At 54.9% G+C, this 24,372-nt stretch carries 9 protein-coding genes; 4 read left to right on the top strand and 5 right to left on the bottom strand.

Features of this window, described 5'->3' with window-relative positions; all coding sequences use genetic code 11:
- Window positions 1-305: 305 nt before the first annotated feature.
- Window positions 306-641: a hypothetical protein gene (locus C5Y96_RS01285; RefSeq protein WP_146115475.1), complete on the bottom strand. Its 336-nt coding sequence runs from the start codon at window positions 639-641 to the stop codon at window positions 306-308.
- A 448-nt stretch (window positions 642-1,089) separates the two neighbouring features.
- Here C5Y96_RS01285 and C5Y96_RS01290 point away from each other — a divergent pair, with 448 nt between their 5' ends.
- Both C5Y96_RS01290 and C5Y96_RS01295 read left to right on the top strand, forming a co-directional pair.
- Entirely contained in the window at window positions 1,090-7,836 is a 6,747-nt protein-coding gene (locus tag C5Y96_RS01290; RefSeq protein ID WP_233198707.1) for an RHS repeat-associated core domain-containing protein, read from the top strand.
- Window positions 7,837-7,900: 64 nt separating this feature from the next.
- Window positions 7,901-8,848: a WG repeat-containing protein gene (locus tag C5Y96_RS01295; protein WP_158261035.1), complete on the top strand. Its 948-nt coding sequence runs from the start codon at window positions 7,901-7,903 to the stop codon at window positions 8,846-8,848.
- A 389-nt stretch (window positions 8,849-9,237) separates the two neighbouring features.
- On the opposite strand, the gene C5Y96_RS01300 is transcribed toward C5Y96_RS01295, so the two are convergent.
- Together C5Y96_RS01300 and C5Y96_RS01305 are read right to left on the bottom strand one after the other, a co-directional pair.
- Window positions 9,238-11,727, bottom strand: coding sequence for a c-type cytochrome (locus tag C5Y96_RS01300; protein WP_105349754.1), 2,490 nt, complete (start codon window positions 11,725-11,727; stop codon window positions 9,238-9,240).
- 195 nt (window positions 11,728-11,922) lie between these two features.
- Window positions 11,923-13,209, bottom strand: a complete 1,287-nt coding sequence (locus C5Y96_RS01305) for a PQQ-binding-like beta-propeller repeat protein (RefSeq protein WP_105349745.1) — start codon at window positions 13,207-13,209, stop codon at window positions 11,923-11,925.
- 295 nt (window positions 13,210-13,504) lie between these two features.
- Here C5Y96_RS01305 and C5Y96_RS01310 point away from each other — a divergent pair, with 295 nt between their 5' ends.
- Together C5Y96_RS01310 and C5Y96_RS01315 are read left to right on the top strand one after the other, a co-directional pair.
- The gene (locus C5Y96_RS01310; protein WP_105349746.1) at window positions 13,505-14,332 is read left to right on the top strand and encodes a DUF4339 domain-containing protein; all 828 of its coding nucleotides are present in this window, start codon (window positions 13,505-13,507) and stop codon (window positions 14,330-14,332) included.
- A 148-nt stretch (window positions 14,333-14,480) separates the two neighbouring features.
- Window positions 14,481-18,038 carry a PVC-type heme-binding CxxCH protein gene (locus tag C5Y96_RS01315; RefSeq protein ID WP_105349747.1) on the top strand — a complete coding sequence of 1,186 codons (3,558 nt, stop codon included), beginning with the start codon at window positions 14,481-14,483 and terminating at the stop codon, window positions 18,036-18,038.
- A gap of 16 nt (window positions 18,039-18,054) precedes the next feature.
- Here the strand turns inward: C5Y96_RS01315 and C5Y96_RS01320 are convergent, their stop codons facing one another.
- Window positions 18,055-23,268, bottom strand: coding sequence for an SdrD B-like domain-containing protein (locus tag C5Y96_RS01320; protein ID WP_105349748.1), 5,214 nt, complete (start codon window positions 23,266-23,268; stop codon window positions 18,055-18,057).
- Window positions 23,269-23,319: 51 nt separating this feature from the next.
- On the bottom strand, window positions 23,320-24,351 hold the full coding sequence (locus C5Y96_RS01325; RefSeq protein WP_105349749.1) for a WD40 repeat domain-containing protein: 1,032 nt from the start codon (window positions 24,349-24,351) through the stop codon (window positions 23,320-23,322).
- Window positions 24,352-24,372 lie beyond the last annotated feature (21 nt).

Raw genomic sequence — 24,372 nt, forward strand, 5'->3', positions numbered from 1 at the left:
TTTTACACCGATGTGCCATAGCCCACGATACCCAGTCGTGGTATTCGCAGACCATTTTTTTCGGTCACTTTTTGATGAAGATTTAATGTGCATCACGTGAACTTCACTTCCCACTCACAACCGCTTGGCTTGTGATCTAGCGGGATTTCAAGCATTTAAAATCAACGCATCAAGAGCTGCTGCGCAATCAAAATTCCGGACATCTGGTGAGAAGAAATTTTGCGCCAAAACGCTAGTGCAATCCTTTAAAGCGATTGCTAGTTTTTCTCCAGACGGTGCCAGCCAACTCGTACTCATCCCTTTTGTTATTTATCGATTCGTATTGGTCCACACGTTTTTTCAATCCGACGCTGGGCGATCACGAAATCAGAAGGAATCTGTAATTGATCGAGCGGGCATGTCGTCTGAAGTATGTCGCAAACGTCGATGCCTTCAGAACCGACGACGTCTAACTCAAGTAGAACTTCGATGCAACCAATCAAGGCCGACCAGGTAGAGGCATTAACCGTCAATTCGGATTGAAAAGCGATGTGCTTGAGTAATTCCTGCCTCAGTTTTACTCCTAGCACATATCCAACATTAACGACCCTTGGAGTCACCCGCCGCTCGCGCCGGCTCTTCAGCATTTTCCCAAAAGACACGACTCCTGATTTCTTATAAATTTCAGACCAAAGGATCTATCTGATGCCGCGCAAGAAAACATCATGGAAAAACCACATATTGGGTTTCGTGGAATCTCCTTGCTCGAAAAAACATAGGAAACGTCGCCACTTGGTCCTGGAAACGATGGAACGCCGTGAACTGTTAACAACGTATCCATTATTTTCCATGACGGGATCTGATGGCGACTTCATGGACGACGACACAGGAGAACTGATTCCGGTAGAACGGGCACAGGCTTCTTACGAAGAAGTTCTCACCGATTCAACGGGCGATTATCTAGATTTACACATAACTGCGACTTGGGATGCGCCTCCAGGAACGAGTAATGACGTCTCGCTGTCAGCCTCTGGGCCAATTAGCATTTCAGGAAGCACTACCGGATTTCAAAATGGAGATGTAATTGTCAAAAAACTCTATTTGTCGACTATGAACCCATTCACCGCCTATGTGAATATCCATTTTTCGGGTGCTGCAACCTTCACCATTAAGATTGTCTTTGATGGCGGCGATCCAAATGGCCCTTCGAATGTCGCCGAGGATTCTGCAAACGAAACGCCCCCTACCTGCGACTGCAACTGCGGCTGTTCCGCGAAAGGATTTCCTGAAAAAGCCAGTAAGCCTGCCGAGAACAGCGGAGACACCAAGCCAGTTACAATCAATGCGACTTTGACCGGAGAACGTCCGCCTGGCAGTGTCATGGCAGTTGCTTGGCAGTTGGTAGGCGGAGCCGTCGAGACGGTTTATTACTCGCTAGACGGCCTGCCGTCGTCAGGCGAAATCACGCTGCCTTTGACGCACGTCTTCAATACGTCGAGTCTTGCGACTGGGGCTTACAACTATACTGCGAAACTAAGCAGTACCGCCTTTGATTCCGCGTTGAATAACTTCAATTTCTCGGGCGAACTCTTGGTCTCGAAGCCAAATGATGCCCTTGGCAATGGAGTTGTGGACGATCTCGCCAAACTCACCACATCTGCCGATGGTAAGCTGCTTGATTTAGGCAATGGGAATCTGACACACTTCCTGGATAACTTGGACGGCACTTACTCGGCTGCCAACGATCCTTACAGTCAATTGGCCTGGGATTCCGGCAGCAGCACCTACACCTTGACGAATCAAGAAGGCGAGACTTACACCTTCAATAGTGCCGGGTTGGCGACCACGAAGAAGGATAAACGCGGCCGTGAGACCTCTTACAGCTATACCGACGCCGATGGCGATTCCGTTGCGGATGAAATCTCTAGTATCACCAAACATGGTGGCCAAACCACTAGCTATGGCTATACGTCTAGCAAGCTGACCACTATTACCGATGAATTGGGACGGGTTACCTCCTATACGTACGACGTCAATGACCGGATTGAAACGATCACTTCGCCTGACCCAGACGGTGCAGGCAGCTTAGTTCCGATCGTGAACACTTACAGCTACGACAGCACAGGCAGGGTCAATTCGATCGCCAAGTCGAACGGCGAAACGATCCAGTACGTCCGTGATTCTTCAGGAGCTTTGATCGAAAGCATATCGCCTGATGGTAGCTCCACGGAATACAATAACTACGCCTATCGGAACCTTCCTGCATCGGGAACCGGCACATTGATGAATCCAGCCTCGCTGACCCTTGAAGGAGATGCCTGGGGCGAGATGACGACCGATGGAGTCACCACCTATTACAAGACCGACCGAAAAGGCAATCTGCTTGCGGTCAAAGATGCGGAAGGCAACGTCACGACCTACGACCGCAACGCCGCGGGTTACGTCACCAAAATCACCGAGGCCGATCCGGACGGTCCTGGCGCGCTAGAAGCGGCAGTCTACGAATACTCCTACGACTCGAGCGGTAATATACTGACTGAAACGCTGCCGGACGATTCAGTAAGAACCTGGGAGTACCACGCGACCTGGAATGAGCCGATCAAGTTTATCGATGCTAATGGAAACATCACCCTCTACGCTTACGATGCCACAAATCAGTGGCTACTGACCGAGACGATTATCATTGGGGAAATCGATGACGCTATCAATCTAGAAACAGACGACCTGACCACCACCTATACCTACACCGGTGCTCCCGTCGGGGTAACCGATCCGCCGATAGGCCTGGTTGAATCGATCACCGAAGCGGATGGTGTCGTCACCGAGTTCGGATACGATGTCGACGGGAATCGCACCTCAGTGACCTATGCGGTGGGCACGGCCGACGAAGCGACCATTTTGGCCACCTATGACGCCGCTGGCAATATGCTCACGGAAACCGATGAGTTGGGCAATGTTACGACTTACACGTACGATAACTTCGATCGTGTCACCTCGGTGACAACAGCAGATCCAGATGGGGCGGGGCCGCAAGCCGCCACGGTCGTCACCTACACCTACAACGACTTTGACCTTCTCGCCACCGAATCCATAAACGGTAGGACGACCACATACACCTACAACACCAAGGGGCAAGTCACCTCGGTCACAGAAGCCGATCCGGACGGTGCAGGTTCGCTAACTGCTCCGGTTACTTCCTACACTTACGACAGCGATGGCAACATCCTTACCATCACCGATCCGCTGGGGAACGTGACGACCTATGGCTATACCGATGGCCTGCTGACCTCAATCACCGAAGCCGATCCGGATGGAGCCGGGCCGCAAACCGCTCCGGTAACAAGCTACACCTACGATGACGCTGGCCGAATCCTGACGGTCACCGATCCTCTCGGTCAGGTTACGACCTATAACTACGACAATCTGGGACGTCAGATTTCGGTGTCGTTACCCGATCCAGATGGTGCTGGGGCGCTTACTGCACTGAGCAGCACGACTGTCTACGATGCCTTCGGACGCTTCGTCAGCGAAACCGACTTCAGTGGAATCACCACAACCTACACCTACGATTCGGAAAGCAATCTGCTCACCGAAACAACGCCGCTGGGCACGACGACCTACACGTATGATGAACTAAATCGGCTGGTGGAAGTCGAAACGGCCGATCCCGATGGAGCCGGTGCGCTCGCAGCCCTGGTGAACACCTACTCCTACACGGCTACCGGGCAAATTGCTTCGGTCACCACGCCCAAGGGAACGACATCGCATACTTACGACAACCGTCGTCGCAGAACCAGCGTAACCTTGCCCGATCCGGATGGAGTTGGCGGTCAATCCGCTCCCGTCTCCAGCACCACCTACGATGATGCCGGAAACGTGCTGACCGAAACGGATGCCCTCGGCAATGTCACCACTTACGAATACGACGATCTGAATCGAGTCATCAAAATCACTTCGCCTGACCCAGACGGCGTCGGGGCGATGACCTCTCCGGTGACCGAGTATGGGTACGACGAATTCGGCCAACTGGTCAGCATGACCGATCCGAATGGAGGCGTAACTACCTATGAGTACGACGACCTGGGTCGCCAAACCAAGGTCATTTATGCGGATCCCGATGGGGCCGGTGCGCAATCATCTCCGGAAGTTTCGTTCGTCTACGACGCCAACGATCGACTCACGAGCATGACCGACGAACTAGGGAACGTCACGACCTACGCGTATGACAACCTGGGAAGGCAAATCTCGGTTACCCTGCCCGATCCCGATGGAGCCGGTTCAGCGACTTCCCCCGTTTACAGCTACGAATACGACGCCAATGGGCAACTGCTCAGTGAAACCGATCCACTCGGGCGGACAACCAGCTACACCTACGACGCGATGGGACGGCTGCTTACCGAGACGCTGCCCGATCCGGATGGAATCGCGCCTGCCGGGCCTCTGGCGGCACCAGTCACGACCTACACGTATAACAGTAGCGGGCAGTTGGCCAGCGTGACCGATGCTGAATCGCAGACGGTCAGTTATACGTACAACTCGGCGGACCTCATTGCGACGATGACCGATCCGCGCGGTACAACCGTCTATGCCTACGATGCCCTGGGACGACAGATTGCCATCTATGAACCGGACCCCGATGGCGCGGGCTCGCAACAGGCTCCGGTAACCCTCTATCAGTACAACGACGACGGGGAACTGGCGGCCACCATCACCCGCGATGGAAAAACGAGCTACGAATACGACAACTTGGGACGGATCACCAAGATCACCGAGGCCGATCCCGATGATGTGGGCTTGGCTCTCGGTTCCGCGCTGGGCTCAGGGACTGGGGCCACAGGCTCGGCGACTGGAGGTCCGGAAATCGTTGTTACCGACGGGGTTCTCGAAGGGCTTGTCCTGACAGATGGTTCCTCGACCGTGGGCTTCGGCACAGTCGATGTGGGAAGTACTGCGATTCGCACCTTCGAGATCACCAACATCGGCGACAGTCCGCTCACGATCAGTTCAATCACGCTTCCTAGCGTTTTTAAAATTATTTCTTACTCGGACGACGAAATTGCCGCTGGTGAGTCGACCACGATCACCGTCCAGTTTACTCCGACCACGGTCGCCTCATATTCGGCTACGCTGACGATTAACAACGATGACAATGATGAATCGTCGTTCGAGGTCCAGTTGACCGGTTCGGGGCAGGCCAGCACCAACGGTAGTGAAGTCGCCGCCTCGACCAGTTTCACATACGATGATGTCGGGCGAACGACCAGCGAAACTGATGCTCTGGGCCATACGACCAGTTACGAGTATGACCACCTGGGCCGTGTTGTGAAAAAGACGGATGCCGAATTGGGCGAGACGACCTATACCTACGACGCCAACGGCAACCGCCTGACGCTCACCGATCCAGTGTCGAACACAACCACCTGGACGTACGATGCTCTTAACCGAATGCTCACCAATACAAATGAGCTGAACGATACGCGAACCTACGAGTACGACGCTGCTGGTAACGTGGTCGAATACACCGACCGCAACGGCCGAGTGACCGTCTACGAATATGATGACTTACAACGTCGCACCGCCGAAAAATGGATAGATGGCGTCAATGTAGAGCGAACACTCAGCTACACGTTTGATGCCGCTTCGCAGTTGACCAGTGCCAGCGATCCGGCAGCGACCTACACGTTCACTTACGACAACCTGGGCCGCAACACGAGCACCACGCACGACCTGGCGGCTCTTGGCTTCGACGTGGTGATTGATGAGGCGTACGACGCCCTGGGCCGTCGCACGAGCTTGGCGGCGGAGATCGACGGCACGGATGATCTGATCAACACCTATTCCTACGACTATCTGAACCGCATGACCCAGGTCACGCAGGCTAGTCAGTCAGGCGGCAATGCGGTCACCGAAAAACGGGTCGACTTCGCCTACGATGCCGAAGACAAGGGGCAGTTCACGTCGATTACTCGCTACGCCGACCTGACCGGGACCGAACTGGTCGCGACCAGCACTTATGGCTATGACGCGGCCGACCGCCTCACCAGCCTGACCCATGCCGATGGCGGCTCCAGCACGCTCGCTGGCTATACCTGGGCCTACGACGAAGGCAACCGTCTGACGGCGTTCACGGTCTACGGCTACTCGGCTGAAGACGCGACCTACAGCTACGACGATACGGATCAATTGACCGGGGCCGATCGTAGTGGCATTTCTTCCGACGAGTCGTATACCTACGACGAAAACGGCAACCGAACAAACACCGGCTACTCAACCGGCACCAACAACCAGCTTCTTTCCGACGGGACATACAACTACACGTTCGACGCGGAAGGGAATCTGACCCAAAGGACCAGTATCGCGGATGGCAGTTACGCTGTTTACGAGTGGGACTATCGTAACCACCTGATCAGCGTGACCGATTACGACGCGTCGGACGTCAAGCAGCAGAAGGTCGAGTACGTTTATGACTACTCGAATCGGATGATCGGGAGGGAGCACGATACGGACGGGGACGGTACTGTCGATACGTCAGGCACTTTTGTCTACGACGGCAACCAGATCATCCTGGTGCTGGATGACGCAGGAGACGTCGATCATCGGCTTCTCTGGGGCCCGAATGTGGATCAGGTCCTGGCCGATGAAAACGCTGCAGGCGACGTTTATTGGGCTTTGACCGATCAGCTAAACACGATCCGCGATTGGGCCGAGTATGATGACGTGGCCGATACGACCAGTGTCGTCAACCACATCGCTTACGACAGCTTCGGAATTGTCTTAAGTGAAACGAACGGATCGCTCGATACGGCAGGCTTCGGGTTTACAGCTCGTTACTTGGATGAGGCGACTGGGCTGCAGTACAATAGCGAGCGTTGGTACATCGCCTCACTTGGCCGTTGGGCGAGTCAAGACCCGATCGAGTTCGAGGCGGAAGATCCGAATCTGTATCGGTACGTGGGTAATGATCCTATCTTATTTAACGATCCAGACGGACTAAAAAAACGTTGGGTTGGAACATACCCCGTAGAAGGAACAGGACATCACCCAATTCCTGTTGAATTGTGGCTAGAATTCGGATTTGATGAGTCGCTTTACTGGTTCCTCGATTCTTATGGCAACATTCAACCTAAGGATAATACACATAATATGACGGCTCATGGGAGTTCGACAGGATATACCGCTTATGCAAGAGAAGCACTTCGGCAGAGACTGCATGATCGATTAGACGACAGTCGGAAATTGTCCGTTCATGAGCAGCAAGAATTTATTAAACGATTCATCGACGATATTTCCGATGAGAGTGCTTGTAAGAGTGAAACAGAGCGGTTTTTGCATGAGTTCAATGTCGCGGCAGAGGAAGGGGTTTCAGAAGTAAAACGATGGAAAAATGACGTCCATGGAAGAAAAAGATTTCCTGAAAAACCCTTTCCAGTTACTTCAATAAAGATTGCCGGTCTCAGACCTATCTCCAATGCTAAGTTACGAAAGATTTTGTCCTATCTGGGTGACACAGCTGACTTGACGGCAAAATATGGAGGAAAAATGCTGCCGCTTATTGGAGCTCTTATGGCATACAATCAATTGCGAAGCGATGGAAAAAGCCATGAAGAAGCTGTAGCAATAGCGGCGATTGATGAGTTGCATCCGTTCCCAGTTGGTGCCCAAGAACTCGATCAATTTGTTAATGGAATCGCTGATCGATACCGTGACAGGATCGAAAGCGCCTTGGACCATAATCGGCGGCTTAACGAAATATATGATGGCCTTTCAAAAGATCCCCAGAATTCAATTATTCCTCTTCGTGCACGGGGTACAGTTTGTCCGCCTGATCGACGGGAGATACCTGATCGTCATTTCTAACTAAAAGGTCAATTCTATGTTGTTGCCATTTCGACGAGGTGATCGGTTCGGGTATCGAAATCTCATGGGAGAGGTCATCGTTGAACCTGCGTTTTTGAATGCTTACGAGAGCAACGAGGGAATCGCGGTTGCGTTGGAGACTCGATCTCCAAAACAGTACGTTTTGCTTGATGAAAACGGAGCCGTTCGTTGCCATCTACCAGACGTTTCTAGAGTCGATAATTCCGGGGTATGCCAGGGATTACTCGCGGCGACCGACGCTGGCTCTAAGAGGTGCGGCTATTTGGATACAAACGGTGAATGGACGATAGAGCCGATGTTTCGGAATGCCAAAGCTTTTGATAAGCATGGGGCAACGGTAGGCGTGCCCCCTGATGATGCCGGGCGCAAGGAACGGCGAATCAACAGAAAAGGAGAATTCATAGGGGACCTATTTCGCCAAATCAAAAATTTCCGAACTGATCGCCGTTTTACGGGTGCTTATCTTACGTTTAGATTTGAGACTGGCGTTGTCGTCGATTGCTTTGGTTCACGAGTCGGCAAGAGCACATTTAATCATGTCGGTCTCGAAGCGGAAGGTCTGTTGCCTGTCGAATTTCTTAACGAGCAAATCGGCTGGGTTGACACCAACGGTGAGGAAGTCAGGCGAGTCGAGGGAACGATGATCGGTGCCTACTTTAGTGATGGCTTGATCCCTATTAAGAAGAATGAAAAGTGGGGATTGGTCGATCGAGATGGTCACTTCGTCTTAGAGCCTCAGTTTGATGTGCTGGATGTGGTTGGATTCAATCGTTTCCAAGCCGGAATGATTTCTCCTTCTGGGCAACCGGAGGTCCGATTGATCAATGGTGCAGGAGAAACCTTGGGAGAAGGTGTATTTTCGCTTATCGGTGGTTTTAAAGAGAAAGTTGCTGTCGTATGGCGTCCGAACGCCGATCCTACCTACGGAGATGACGAAGAGCGAAACTTCATCGACCCTAATGGAAATCTCTTATTGCCGGAATGGTGGTAGAGATTCAACTGGCGTGCTGCTTAAGGTTAAACAAATTATTCGTTGGTAAAATGTACTTCCGCATGGCTTAGCGCCACCTCAATCGACTGCTCCGCCGAAGCCGCTCCAAAAGATGTGTCCACCTTATATTTTTTTGCGGACATTTTGCGGACAACATGGCCCATTTCGGTGCCATTCAGATGGTATTGGAGTAATATGGAAAAATCCCGCAACCTATTGCGTCATATGGTGTTAGCGTGTAATTCGCATAGTATTAAAATGGTCATTTCTTAACTTCAGGTCCTAGTGGGGGTTAACCCCGTGGAGGTTCAAGTCCTCTCTTCGGCACTCAATAAAAAACCACGATGGATTCGCCATCGTGGTTTTCTTTTTTTCTTGTTTGGCCAGCGTTAGTTCTCAGCGAACATGCCGCTGTTGCGATCACCACGCGAGAGGAGATAGGCCATCAGGTCCTTGATCTCGTCTTCGGTGAAGTTATCTAACAAGGCCTCCGGCATCATCGACTTGTCCGACGGAACGATCTCTTCGATCTGGTTCTGATTGACGCCGGTCATGGCGTTCGGGTCGAGCATGTTGGTGTTGATCTGCATCGTGTCCCCGTTCAGGTTCACGATACGACCAACGACCACCTTGCCGTCTTCGGTCAAGATTTTGACCGCCTGGTATTGGTCGCTCACCTGCTTGCTGGGCAGGATGATCGATTCCAGGATGTCACGCGGGCTGAAGCGTCCCGAGAGAGCCGTCAAGTCAGGACCGATCGCCCCCCCCTGCCCATCGAACCGATGGCAAGCAAAGCAGCTCGCTTCACCAAACAGTTGTTGACCTTTTTCGTAGTTTCGATTCTTCAAAGCCGAAGGCTCGACCACGGCGGCCAGGTCTTCCACGGCCCACTTCTTTACCAGCGTGCGTGGCTTGCCGCTGAAGACAGGAGCATTGGAAGCTGGCTTGTGCTCCAGAATGGCAGCGAGGGCCATTTTACGTTCTGGCGTGAGGTTCTCGACCGCTTCCTTCTTAATGTCTTGAACGAACAAGTCGAAGCTTGCCCCGCCGCGGTACGTGGCCGCTTTGTGGAACCAGCGGAAGTATCGCTCTTGCAGATCGTTGGTCCAGCCAGCTTTCAACAGTCGCAGGCTCTTAGCCAATTCGATCTGCTGCTCTTGGGTGGGGGTAGCTTCCAGGAGAGCCACCAGCTTGGGTGCCGCGGTCGGCGATTGCAGACGAACCAGGAGTTCGGCCAACATCCGGTTTTCTTCCGGCGATTTGGCCGGCAGCAGCGGCTCAAGCTTCTTCAGGTAGCGATCACGCACGGAAGCGTCCTCTCCCATACGCATCAACACCAGACCGTAAGCCCGCAGCAGGTCGAGCTTTTGCGACTTGCTGACTGCGGCGTAGTCAATCGTGTCGAGCTTGTCCAAAACCTGGCCACGCAGCGAGTCGTCGCCGGTACGAGCCAAGGCAATCGCCGTGTTGATCACGCTATTGGCATCATTCAGAGCGAGGGCTTTTTCCTGCCATGAAGCAGGAGCCTGGTGCTCCAGGGCGATTCGTGCGGCCTGGCGGATGAAGCGATCGTCGCTTCCCAGGTTCGCCAAGGCGAGGTCCAGTCCAGCGGGATCTTTCGAGAGGTGCAGCTTTTCGATCTCTCGGCGAAGCTTCATTGCCTCGCTCTTGCTGGAAGCAACAGCAGCGTCGGCCCCTTTGTCGCCGGTGTAGGTGACACGGTAAAGACCGGACTGAACCTTACGACCACCCACCGTGAAGTACATCGCCTTGTCGGCAGGGCGGACAACGATATCGGTCAGCGGAAGAGGCGTGCCGGTGATGAACTCTTCGGCGGTAGCCTTGTAGGAAGCACCATCTTCTTCCAGATGCACAGCGTATAGCTTGCCGTAGCTCCAGTCGCATGCGTAGAACGCGTCTTGGTATTTCTGGGGGAAGTCAGCCCCGTAGCCGAACGCGACCCCGGTGGGCGAGCCTGGGCCGATATCTACCGTAGCTGGGGTGCTGTCTGGGTAGTATGCAGGCCACTTGCCGGAACCATTACGCCAGCCGAACTCAGCACCACTGACCACATGGCAAATGCGGGTTGGGCGATACCAAGGGGTGTTTAAGTCCCATTCCATGTCGGCATCGTAGGTGAACAGCTCACCGTCGCGATTGAATGCAGCATCGTATTCGTTGCGGAAACCAACGGCCATCAGTTCCCACTCTTTCCCTTCGGGATCGATCTTGGCGATGTAACCGCCCGGAGCCATCTTGTCTCGCATGAACCCACGACCGTAGATGCGGGGCAGGATCAGATCTTCGTCCCAAACTTGCGGTACGCGGGAAGTAGTAAAGTCAGTCAAATTGGTCTGGTTACCACAGACAACCACCAGGTGCTTGCCATCAGGGTGCAGCATGACCGCGTGAGGACCGTGCTCACCGCCACCGTTGAGCTTGCGCAGCTCGGTTACTTTGTCGAGCTTGCCGTCGCCGTCGCTATCGGTCACGCGATGAAGTCCGCTAGGGAACTGCCCACTGTTAACCACAACATATAGACTGTCGAAAGCCCAGATTAAACCTTGGGCCCCACCGATCTTGACATCGATTGGGGTGACGGTCACTTCTCCTTGGGTGCCTGCATTGGGCACGGCCACGTGATACAGCTTGCCGTATTGGTCACAGACAATCAGGTTTCCATCAGGACCAACGCACATGCTGACCCAAGATCCCTGCCGATCTTTCGGTACCGAATAAAGTAGTTCAACGTTGAAACCATCAGCGACCTTGAAATTCTTAGGATCGGTGGCTGTCGGCTCCTTGGCCAGTGCGACATTGCCCAAACCGAGCAGCAGGGCCAATGTACTTAGGAAGGTCCAAACTTGCTTTTTTCTCATCGAGATCAACTCATCAGGCAGAAACATAAAAAATAACGCAAGAGAATTTAAATCCTCTTTTGGGGAACTTTTCAATCTAATCACAGCTATTGCGGGCTTACAACTCCCTTAGAAACTACCCCTTCCAGTTTTGGGACAAAAAAAGGCCGCCGAAATCGCTCGGCGGCCCTGGTTTGCTGTGAAAAAGCATGCGTCTTACGGACGCAGGTCGTAGCACATCAGCTTGTCTTGTTCACGAAGGTAAAGCTTGCCATCGACGATAACCGGATGCGACCAGCTTTCTTTCTCTTGGAATTCAGGCGTCAACGTCCCCTTTAACACATACTCGTTCGGGTTGGCTTCCACCAAAGCGAGAGTGCCCGATTGATATCGGTAGATCAGGTTACCGTCGGCATACAGAATCGCCGCTGAACCCTTCCCTTCGGGGCGGAAGTCACCACCCCACATGACCTTGCCGGTCTTCATCTCAACGCAGATCGGAAAACCACTGTTGTGCTTGGTACCGGCGTAGATGTAGTCGCCGACCTTGATCATGCCGCCGTGGTGATTCTGGAAGGTCTTGGGATCGAGGAAGTAGACTTCTTCGGCTTCGATCTTGCCACCGACGTTCTTCAGGTGAACCAGCGCCGCACCAGTTTGATAGCCGGTTGAAGCGAAGATGTAGTCGCCATCGATCACCGGATCGGGAATGTTCGCCGTACCGTTGGCAACACCGTTGTACGACCACAGCAGGTCGCCGGTGGTCGCATCGACACCGATCAAGCCGCGCCCAATCAGTTTCACGTACTGTTTCTTTCCGGCCGCATTGCAGACGAGAGTCGAAGAGTAGCCCGCTTCGTCTTTCCCTTTTTCGCCCAAGTCGGCTTCGCCGCGTGGGGTCACCCAGATTTCATTACCCGTCTTCTTATCCAGGCAAACGAGCAAGGCCTTCGACGAGCCGGCACCACAAATCAGTCGGTCGCCATCGATCAATGGCGATTCGGCGAATCCCCAAGTCGGCAGCGAGGCACCATATTCCTCTTGCAGGTTTCGCTTCCAGATGACGTCGCCAGATTTGCGATTCAAGCGGGCCACAGTCCCTTCCGACATCTCGACGTACAGGTCTTCGCCGTCAACCGTCGGCGTACAGCGAGAACCGGGGTAGCCATGCTTAGGAGCCTGAGGGGTCAGCAATTGTTTCCAGGCAACCTTCTTCGAATCGAGATCGAAACAGACGACGCCCTGGCCGTCGGAGAAGTTACCGGTGGTGTAGAGGTCATTTCCCACGATGGAGACGCTGGCGTAACCTTCGCCCAGGCCTTCTGCCATCCATAACAGCTTGGGCTGCTTTTCTTCCCAATTGGAAATAAGACCGGTCGCCGACGACTTACCGTCGCGGTGGGGACCTCGCCATTGCGGCCAATCTTGATCGTTTTCTGCGGCCAGCGAGGGTACTGCGCACGTAAGCAGCAGCAAAGCGATCGTTGTGTACCGGCGTTTCATGCCAATTCCTTGATATTAAAGGGGGGAACTCTGGTCCGGGAGGCGATTATGGAAGGCTGGATCGCCATGGGATAGAATAGAGGTACCATAATTGCAGGTGAACCTCGATTGAGGAAAGTTTAAACGGGGTAAAATTCCCTTGCAACTGATGACTAAATTCACTACCCCATAGTTTCAGCAGGTTTGCTGCCACAAACGTGCGGACCACCCGACGGGCAATTCGCCAACGGGATGAGCCTGCTCGTTCCCTTAGCACCCTTGTCGTACCTCATCTCTTGGGAATGGATTGGCCCGAATGCCCTCGCCTTCGTCTAGCTCGACCCAATCGGAACTTCGGTGGTATTACGCCGTCGATGATGCCCATGTAGGCCCGGTCTCGGCAACTAAGTTTTGGCAACTTGCCGAAGAAGGGGTCATCAAAGCCGATACCCTGGTCTGGTGTACGGGATACACCGATTGGGTACCGGCCAAAACGATCGATGGGCTCTTTCGCTCGCGGTCTGGGCGATCGAGCGATTCAAGCTTTTCTGGAGGCTCACCCAGTTCCGCCCAACTGAGCCCAACCCCCATGAAGCCACCACCGACCGAGGACATCACTTCCGAAGTCGACTCGATGCTACTCATGCAGATCGCCAAGTCAGGCATTCTGCTGGGGTTGCTTTGTATCGTGTTTACCCGCGGCTGCGATCAAATCGACCAGGCGCGCATCGACGGTCTCTCGGCCCAACGTAGCATCTCGGAGCAGGAGTTCCAGCAGCGCGAAGCGTCGGAGATCGGACCACTGCAACAGAAGGTCGAAGAACTTCAAGCCAAAGAGTTCATGACCGCCGAAGACAAGAAGCAACAGCAGGAAGCGGTCGAAGCCCTGCGAACCGCCAAGGTAATGATGGCCAACGAACACAAACGCATGGAGGCCGAAACCTGGGGACCATTGCGTGCGGAAGAAGCTCGTGCAGGGGCCGAGAAGCTTTCGGTGCAGATGTTCCGCCGGATTGCAGGCCTGTTGGGAACAACCCTTACGCTTCTTGGGCTGGGTATCGCTCTCTTCTACTCTCCCCCCGACCAACAATTGGGAATCTGGATTGTGCTGGGCGTACTAATCGCTGCCGCCTATCTGGCCTAGTTCGTCATCAGAGCAATTTCACAAGCGGCCTGCTTTATTTCACAGCCTGCAGGCGTTTTGATTGGAATGGATGCCATTAGATTTTACATTGGGTAGAGATCCTTTCCTTGCCGGCATGCCCTACTCCCCCTCCCCGGAAAGCTCCCCGATGCATCGTCTTCTCTTCCAAATTGCCCTGTTTGCGACACTAACGCTGACCGTTTCTTCAACGCTACAAGCCGCCGAGAACGAAGACAACTTTGTTCCGCGTCGGCAGCAAGGTGTGCCAGGCCCGCCACTTTCGCCGCAGGATGCCATCGCCAAGATGACCGTCCCCAGTGGATTTTCGGTGGAAGTGGTCGCCTCGGAACCCGACATCGTGAACCCCGTGGCGATGACGTTCGATGAAAAGGGACGCATCTGGGTTACCGAGAGCTTCGAGTACCCACGGTCGGAACCTGGCCCAGGCCGTGATCGTATCAAGGTTCTGGAAGATACCGACCAGGATGGGGCAATCGATAAGGTGACGGTCTTCGCCGAGGGACTGAATATCCCCTCAGGCATTGCCGTAGGATACGGCGGCGTATGGGTCGCGAATGCCCCCGATATTCTCTTTCTGCAAGATACTGACGGCGACCTGAAAGCGGACAAGTCGGAAGTCGTCGTCACAGGCTTCGGACGGACCGATACGCACGAGCTTCCCAATTCGTTGACCTGGGGCCCCGATGGTTACCTGTATGGGCTCAACGGGGTGTTCAACTACAGCCACGTGAAACATCGCGGCCAGGATTTTGTGTTCACTTGTGCTATGTTCCGGATCGATCCGCGAACGCGTGAGTTTGAGTTGTTCTGCGAAGGGACCAGTAACCCTTGGGGGATCGCGTTCGATCCCAACGGCCAGGCATTTGTCAGTGCCTGCGTGATCGACCATTTGTGGCATTTGACCGAAAGCGGCTATTACCACCGACAAGGCGGCCCCTATCCGCCACATACGTGGAAGATTGAATCGATCGTCAAGCACAAACACCAGATGGCAGCGTACTGCGGGATCGAGTACTTCGACAGCGACGCCTACCCCCAAGAGTATCGCGACTGCTTGTACATGGGGAACATCCACGGTGGCTGCGTGAATGTCGATGTTCTTCAGCGGGAAGGCTCTACCTACTTCGCCAAGCCGCGTCCCGACTTTCTGACCGCCAACGATGTCTGGCACATGCCGGTCGATCAGAAGACCGGCCCGGATGGGTGTCTGTACGTGCTCGACTGGTACGACCGGTATCACTGTTACCAAGATGCCAGGGCCCGCCCAGGCGATGTCGATCGTCTGAAGGGACGCCTCTACCGTGTGCGTTTTGAAAACACGCCACGTGCCCAACCGTACGATCTGAATCAAGAGACAGACGACCAGTTGATCTCACGGCTTGCTTCCTCGAACCGATTCTATCGCGATCAGGCCCAACGCGTTCTTTCCGAACGTGCCAGCCAGAACGCGATCCCCCAGCTCGAATCATTAGTGCTGGACGAATCGGCGTCGCAAAAGACTCGCCTTCACGCATTATGGTCGCTGATTGGCGCTCGCCAGCTTTCGGATAAGTTCTCTTTAAAACTGCTCTCACACACCAATCCACAATTACGAAGCTGGGCCGTTCGTTACCAAGGGACCGTCCCCTCCGACAATCCAGCGATCGCCCAGGCGATTGGCAAGTTGGCACACGACGAAAGCCCGGACGTTCGCTTGCAGGTCGCAACGCTTGCCCCACAAGTCGACTACTTGCCAACGGTCCCAACACTGCTGGAAGTGCTACACCACTCGCCAGAGGACAAGCTGATCCCGCACATCGTTTGGCAGAACCTGCATCCGCAGTTGGAAAACGAAACGCCGCAGTATCTGGCACTGATGCAGCAAACTCCGTACGTCCAAAGTGAAGCGGCATTGTCACTGCTACCACGGGCAGCCGGACGCATCCTGGGGACACCAGGGCTCTCGGTCGAACACGTGGCGACGCTGGTGAAACTGCTCGCTTCTCAACCGGGGCAGGAAGAGCAACTGGCGGCCTGCCTGGAGAGAATTGCCGCGCAAACACAATCGCGCGAGCTTACCGGCGAGCGACTCGCGCAACTCAAATCGGAACTGGCCGGATCTCTTTCCGAAGTCATGGCCGCCGGCAATCAGCACCCAGGCTACTATCATGCTGCCAATCTAGCGTTGGCCTGGAATGACGCCAATGCGATGAAGATTGCCCCCCAGGTCTTTGCCACGACTGGTCAGCCAACCGAACGACGCGTGGCCGCTCTCGACGCGATGCTCTCCGCCGGCCACCCGCAGGCAATAACCTTAGTAACCAAATACTTTAGCGCCACCGACAACAGCCAAGATGAAATTGGGCGGGTGATTCAGACGCTCGGCAAATCGGACTCCGATGTCATAGCGGCGCTACTGCTGGAACGGCTCGACACCCTTTCATCCGAGAACCGCCCCAAAGCGGTAGAAGTGCTGCTACAGCGACCGGCGTGGACCTTGCTGCTGCTCTCGCAGATTGAACAAGGGAAGGTTCCGAAAGACATCCTGTCGGTTAATCAGCTTCAGCGGCTGGTCAGCACATCCAGCAAGGAAGTCGCCCAGCAGATCGCCTCGATCTATGGCACCATCAAGACCGGCCGAGATCCATCGCGGACGTTTATCGTCGCCCAGATGCGGCGGCTGATCTCTTCCGGCGAAGGGGATCCCCATCGCGGGATCGAAGTTTACAACAAGCTTTGTGGGCAGTGCCATAAACTGCATGGCAAAGGGCAGGAAGTGGGCCCCGAAATCACCGTCAATGGGCGTGGCAACTTCGAACAACTGCTTTCGAACGTGTTCGACCCAAGCCTGGTAATTGGCAAAGATTATCAAGCCGTGACGGTGCTGACGACCGAAGGTCGCGTGCTGTCGGGCCTATTGGTCGAAGATAGCGACGCGCGGGTTGTCCTGAAAATGCAAGGGGGCAAACTGGAAACGGTTGCCCGGGATGACGTAGATGCGATGAAAACCTCGGATACTTCCTTGATGCCTGAGGGGATCGAGAAACAACTGTCGCCAGCGGAAATCCTCGACCTGTTTGCCTACCTGACGCTGACCAAGCCTCCAGAAAACCCGAATGCGGAGTTGATCTCTGGGGCCGGAACGATCGACCCAGCCGCGATTGTACTGCCATCCACCGCGCATAATCTGCTGGTCGACGCCAAGATCTCGACGAACGTTCCTCTGTTCGATGCCGGCAAACGAGGTGAAATGCATGATCCGATCTTTAACCCGAAGACTGGCAAGTTTGTGCGGGATTCGCAGTGGCACGAGATCGGCGTGGCTGGCGGTGCCGAGTTGGGTGTTCTTAGCGAAGAGCAAGCTGTGACCTGGACAGCAACATGGAATAAGCCGGTCAGCATCAACTTCCTGACCCTCTCTGGCACGTACCCGAATCAACCTCAGCCCGATACGGCCTGGGCAGTGGAAGTGAAGATCGACGGCACTTGGCAGACGCTCGAACGAGGGCAAGGAGGCTGGTACGACAGCGGCCGTTTCGTGTGGGGTTGGCCTGGTGCGGTGAGCGTGCCGATCGAGGCACTGCGTGTGAAAGTGTTCAGTCCCGACGAAAAAACCCCTGTTCGCAGCGTTCATTTCCGCGGCGAAGAGGGTTTCTCGTGGTTTGCTGGCAACTTACTGCCGGAAACGAGCGTTGTCCGGCAGTAGTGCTGTACTCAGTTGATTAGCCGGCCTTGCGACTGGCGACCGTAACCGAGCCTTCCTTGTTAGCGTGGAACACGCCAGGATCGTCGGTGCCGTCGCCGTCCCAGTCTCCGACGGTAGGCACGTCGTCCCATTCGCCTAGCTGGAAGACCTTGTCGGTCGGGTCCATGACGTGGTTGCCGTTGTCGTCGACAATCCAGTTACCGCCGCGATAGACGCCGATTTCATCGATGCCGTCCCCATTCCAGTCGCCGATGACCGGGATGTCTCCTGCTTCGCCGTAGGCGAATGCCGCATCGACTTCCGGATTCCAGCGACCATCGCCGTTGGAATCGACATGCCAGGTACCGCCACGGAAGACAGCGATCGTGCTGATGCCGTCGCCGTTCCAGTCACCGACCAGAGCATGATCGCCACCCACACCGAAGTGGAACGTATGGTCGATCAGGTCCTGACGGAACTTGCCGTGCTGGGCGACCTTCATCACCCGCGTGCCGTGTGGAGCATGCTCTTCTTTCGGCGGAATGTTCTTCGGCTTCTCGACCGAGACGAAGCTGTTCGCCGCATCCGGAAGACCAGGCTCTTCCTTCACGGCCCGAGGATCGTTCGGCCAGGCTTTGCCGTAGATACCGATATCGTCCTTGCCGTCGCCGTCCCAGTCACCCACAACCGGCTGGTCGCCGTCGTGCCCCAGTTTGGCGTACATGTCTTCGTCGTCCCAGCGACCATTGCCGTTAAGATCGATGAACCAGTGACCGTCGATGAAGACACCCAGTTCGCTGACACCATCGCCATTGAAGTCGCCGGCTACCGGAATAGCATCCTTCGAGCCGAACAGGCGATGCAGCAGTTCCGATTCCTCGCCATCTTCGCCGTCGGTCAGCAAGGTCCAGCTTGCCTGTCCGAGGTTCTCGATATTCCAAGGATTGAGGTCGCCGTTGGCCGAGGTAAGCCAGAACGATTCCGAGATCGCAACGGGTTCCTTGCCACGTGGGTCGCCTGCGTTGACCACGCTCAAGTGCCAGGTAAAGCCCACCGCCGAACCACCGTATGGTTGAACGATCTGCGGCAATACCAACAGTTCAGCAGGAGGAATCAGCTCCGGAGTTGGTGGCGGAACGGCAACCGGCGGAGGTGTAACGGGTGGAATTCCTGGTGGAATCTCCGGTGGTGGAATAAATGGCACCACGCGGATTTCGCTGAAGTTATTTTCCAGAGATTCAGTTCCCCCAACAACAAAGATCCGGATGATCGCATCGTGCCCTGGATCGATCGACAAGGCCGAAACTTCCGGACCAACGGTACCTGGATTCACGGCTAAACCGCCTGTTGAACCGACGGTATCGATGCTATCGATGTAGCCATCGGGATGAATCTGATAGACGGCATAGAAGCCTGTCTTCAGCCCATCGAAACGGTAAAAGCCGTTGGCATCGGTAACGACGCGAATTGGTCCGTCGCCGTAAATCCCCTGCAACACGGTATCGCTGTTGCCGTAAATCGGCTGCCCCGAAAAGCCATCGCGAAGTTCAAGCACGACGCCAGCCAATGGGGTGTCGTCGGCCGTCCGTTGACCGTCACGCAGCGAAGCGATATCGGCTGGCACTTCGCCGCTGGCATTCGAGATGACCGCACCATCCTGGAAGACGTAACCCGACAGGGAAGCCGGTGGCAACTCGCAGAAATTGTGTTCGTCGAGGTGCTCGCCGGAATGGGTCACGATGTTCGAGATGACGTCGGTTACCGAGGCGTCCGCCAAGCCGTTGTGGTCGATCTGCCCACCCTGGAAGTAACCCGTAGGCTGCGATTCGACGACGGTGTAATTGCCTGGCGGCAGACCATCAAACTGGTAATGACCGTTGGCATCGGTAAAGGTTGTGGCAATCTCGTTGCCGCCTGCATCGAGCAGAGTGATCTTCACGCCAGAAAGAGGCTGCTCCCCTTCGTCGAAGATGCAGTCCTGATCTGGGTCAACGTGCACGAAACCGCCAATCGAGGTTGGCAGTACTTCGCCGAAGTCGTATTCGATACCCGATTGACCAAACTTTAATTCAATCGTGTGAATGACGTCGCCAGGGTTGGTCGCCGAACCGACGGTCGAACCGTTGATCGTACCGGCCGCATCGAGGCCGTCGAGGTAGCCGGTCGGCTGGGTTTCGACAATGCGATAGATTCCCTTAGTCAGACCGGTGAAGTGATAGTAGCCGTTGGAATCGGTGACAAGCGTGTTCACCAGGTTGCCGTTCTCATCGAACAACCGGACAGTCGTTCCCCCGATGCCTTCTTCCCCGGCTTCACGAACCCCGTTGTTATTGCGGTCGTGGTAGACGTAACCCGACAGATCGGCAGGTTCACTTTCGCAGAAGTCGTATTCTTCACCATGCTGGCCAGCCATCAAGACGATCGATTCAATGCGATCGTTTCCGCCAAAGTTACCCACGGTAATACCGTTGATGGTACCAATGTGGTCGCCACCGTCGATCAAACCTGGAGGGGTGACTTCCACCACGGTGTACGTGCCTGGCAGCAGTTCTCCAAAGAAGTAGTCACCGTTGGCATCGGTAACGGTCGACTTCAGCAGGTTGCCTGCAGCATCGTAAAGATGAATCGCGGCCCCCACAACAGGACGCGAGGTCTCGGATTCGTGATCGCAGTTACCGTCCTCGTCGGTCAGGTAAACACTACCCGAAATCGAGGCGTACAGGAACTCACCGAAGTTGTAGTTGATACCGTGTTCGTCGCTGCCGATGGGAATGCCGTTGATTTCATCGCCCGGATTCACGGCCACACCACGGACGCTGCCGTTGATCGTACCGGCCTCGTCGGTTCCATCCTGGTAGGCAATCGGGTGCGTTTCGAGAACGCGATAGTTGCCCGGCACAAGATTCAGGAACTCGTAGTAACCGTTTTCATCGGTCGTGGTAAAGAACGTTTCGTTGGTGTCGGTATTGATCAACGTGATGGTGACGTTGGCAATCCCTTCTTCACCGGCATTCTTTGTGCCGTTCACATTGCGGTCGTGATAGACGTAACCACTGAGCGAACCATGTTTGATTTCGCCGAAGTTGTACTCGATACCTTCGTCGCCCCATTTGACGTCGATCGTATTGATCTCGTCCCCGGGATTCACGGCTGCACCAACCGTGGTGCCGAAGATCGTACCTGCCGTATCGAGACCGTCGATGTACTCGAATGGCTGGATTTCAGCGAGGTGGTACTGCCCCTTCGACAGCCCAACGAACTCGTAGAAGCCGTTGGCATCGGTGACTGCCAAGCCGACCGGGATGTTATTCTCGTCATACAGTTGAACGAGTACCCCTTCGATCCCTTCTTCGCCTGCTTCACGGATTCCATTGTTGTTGCGGTCGTGATAGACGTACCCAGAAAGGCTGGCAGGCAAGTGTTCGCAGAAATCGTATTCGACGCCTGAGTCGCCTGAAAGCAATTCGATATCGGCAATACGGTCGTTTCCGTCCAGGTTACCAACATGGATGCCGTCGATGGTACCGACATGGTCACCACCGTCGATCAGTCCTGGCGGGGTAATCTCTTCAATCGTGTAAACGCCTGGCAGCAAGTTACCAAAGTGGTAATTGCCGTTGGCATCGGTCGTGGTGGTAGCCACGAGATTGCCTTGGCTGTCGTACAGATTGATCACAGCGCCTTCGATCGGGGTCGTTTCGATCCCTTCGCCGTAGCAGTTCCCTTCGGGATCGGTCAGGTGAACGTGGCCACTGATTTCAGCAGGGCGAATTTCACCGAAGTTGTAGTTGACACCAGATTCACCACCCTTGAGTGTAACGGTGCTGATGCGATCGCCTGGGTTGTGTGCCGTTCCTTTGGTCACACCATTAACCGTACCGGCGGTGTCTTTACCATCCTGATAGGTTGGCGGCTGAACGACTTCCAGTACTTCGTAGACGCCTGGCGGCATGTTGGTGACTTTGTAGTAACCATTGGCATCGGTCGTTACCAGGAACGACTGGGGATTGCCCAGCACGTCGACCCCTTGGACGCGGATCTGAACCCCGGCGATGCCTTCTTCGCCCGCTTCTTTGACGCCATCGTTATCGCGGTCGTGATAGACATAACCATCGATCATCGCCGGAGTCGCTTCGGCGAAGTCGTAGTCGATCGCTGCCGTGCCGCCCAGCGGGATGCTGATCTCGGTCAGGATGTCCGGATCGCCAGAGACGGTCGAACCAGTTGACGTTCCTTCGACAGTACCTGGCACGGCCCCAACGCTGAAGTAGCCGGTAGGCTGAGTTTCGCGAACCTGGTAAGTGCCTGGCTGCAGTCCCAGGTTTTCACCAAACAGGTAGTTACCATTGGCATCAGTCGTGACGGTATGCCCCGTGTTGACGAAGAGGCCGTTTTCTTTCTTCCACAACGTGAGCGAAACGCCTGCAATGCCTTGTTCCCCGGCGTCTTGCGTCAAGCTTAGGTTGGGGTCGTGATAGACCGTACCACTGATGCTGATTGGAAGTGGCTGCTGCACGATGCTGCCGAACGCACCGTCAGTTCGGTCGCGGTGTCCGGTCGAATCGTCGGCCGGGAGGTTCAAGCCTGACTCGGCCAACTTGGCATCGTACATGTCGATGAACTTGGTATTGACCGTGGCGTTCTCGTAGTGAGCCGCCGAGAATTCTCCGGTGAGTAGTGTCCCGTGGAATTCCGCCCCCGATGCGATCGGGTCGATCAGCGTTTCGTCCGGGTTGTTCGGATCGTAGATAATGATTTCGTCGACGTCGATCGAGAACCGCAGTTCTTCCCCTGCATCAAAGCCGGTGAAGTCCAGGATCAAACGACTTCCACCATCAGTCACGGTTGCTTTGATCGAATCGATGCCGCTGGCGGAAATGACCTGGAATGGAAACGCGGAATCCGCCCCCAGGCCGCCTGGCGTGATATCGAAGATCACGTCGCCAGCACTGAGACCGGGCAGGTTGCCGAAGTTTTGAATCTGGTCGCCATCGATGATGAGCCGGTTCAGTTGGGTACCGTCAGCACCTCCATCGAAGGTGACAATGAACGTATCGCCGTGGTCGTCACCACCAGCGCCGTCTTCTTCGTGGTAGATCGCACCCAGACGAATCGGATCAGCCGACATCACGCGGCGTGCTTCGAGGGTTTCAATACCTCGCGAGCGAACCGGACGATGAAATGCAGCATTCTTGCCGCCACCAAAAAAGCTACGAAAACGACGCAATGCGTCTCGATAGTGGAAACCCATCAGGCGACTCCTGTGCCTTACTTTCGCATCCCTGCGAAAATGGTGACCTAATTAATTCGAGAAACGGCTGACCGGAACCGTTAACACGGGGGGGGGATTTTGACGCGAGTTACCCAGGTCCCAAACGCGGATCGTGGTATCGAAACCGCTGGAAACCATCGTTTGCCCTTGAGCCGCAAGCGTCGAGACAGTGCCATCATGGCCTGTCAGGCGATCAATCTCTTCGTACGTATCTAAGCTCCACAGATGAACTTCGTTATCACTTCCACCTGTGGCAATGACGCGTGGTTGAACAAGCGAAACGGAAAACACCTTCGCATCGCCGGTAGGCATCGAAGCGAGTTCCTGTCCCGTGTTGACGTTGTGTACGGTCAGCTTGCGATCTTCACTTCCGCTGATGATCTGCGCACCATCGTCGGAAAACGCCAAACCGTGGATACGCTCGTTGTGTGCGCGGATATCCTTCACCTGAGTGCCGCTAACGGCATCCCAAACACGAATAACACCTGTACGTCCGGCAGCGGCAACCAGTTTGCCATCGGGTGAAAAAGCAACTGCCCGCAGATCGTTTCCGGCAGTCTTCCATTGATGGACCTTCTTGCCAGTGTTTGCATCGTAGACAACGACCGACTCACCGAAGCCCACGACGGCCAATTGGGTTCCATCATGATTGAAATCGACCGCGGTGATGACGCTAGGAAATTCACTTCCACTACGCAGTTGGATGTTTTCCTGTACGTCCCATAACAGTACCTGGCGATCGTTTCCGGCGGTGGCCAGCAGCTTGCCATTGGGCGAGAACTGTGCGGCTCGGACCCAATCGGTATGTTCTTTGAGCGTTACGATCACACGCCCAGTGGCGACTTCCATGATTCGCACAAAATGATCGTCTCCGGCAACCGCCATCAGTTTACCGGTCGGGTGAATTTCGACCTGAGAAACAACCGGCGGATGAAGTCGCTCGGAATCGGGTTGTAGCTGAATGGTATGCGACAACTTGATGGCCGAAACCTGAGCCATGGCAATCGACGGAACGACCCAAGTAGCGATCACTGCCGTGGTACCGATAATTTGCTTAATCATCGTTCTGTTGCGTCTCCGTCG

The sequence above is a fragment of the Blastopirellula marina genome (assembly GCF_002967715.1).
In the GTDB taxonomy this organism is placed as follows: domain Bacteria; phylum Planctomycetota; class Planctomycetia; order Pirellulales; family Pirellulaceae; genus Bremerella; species Bremerella marina_B.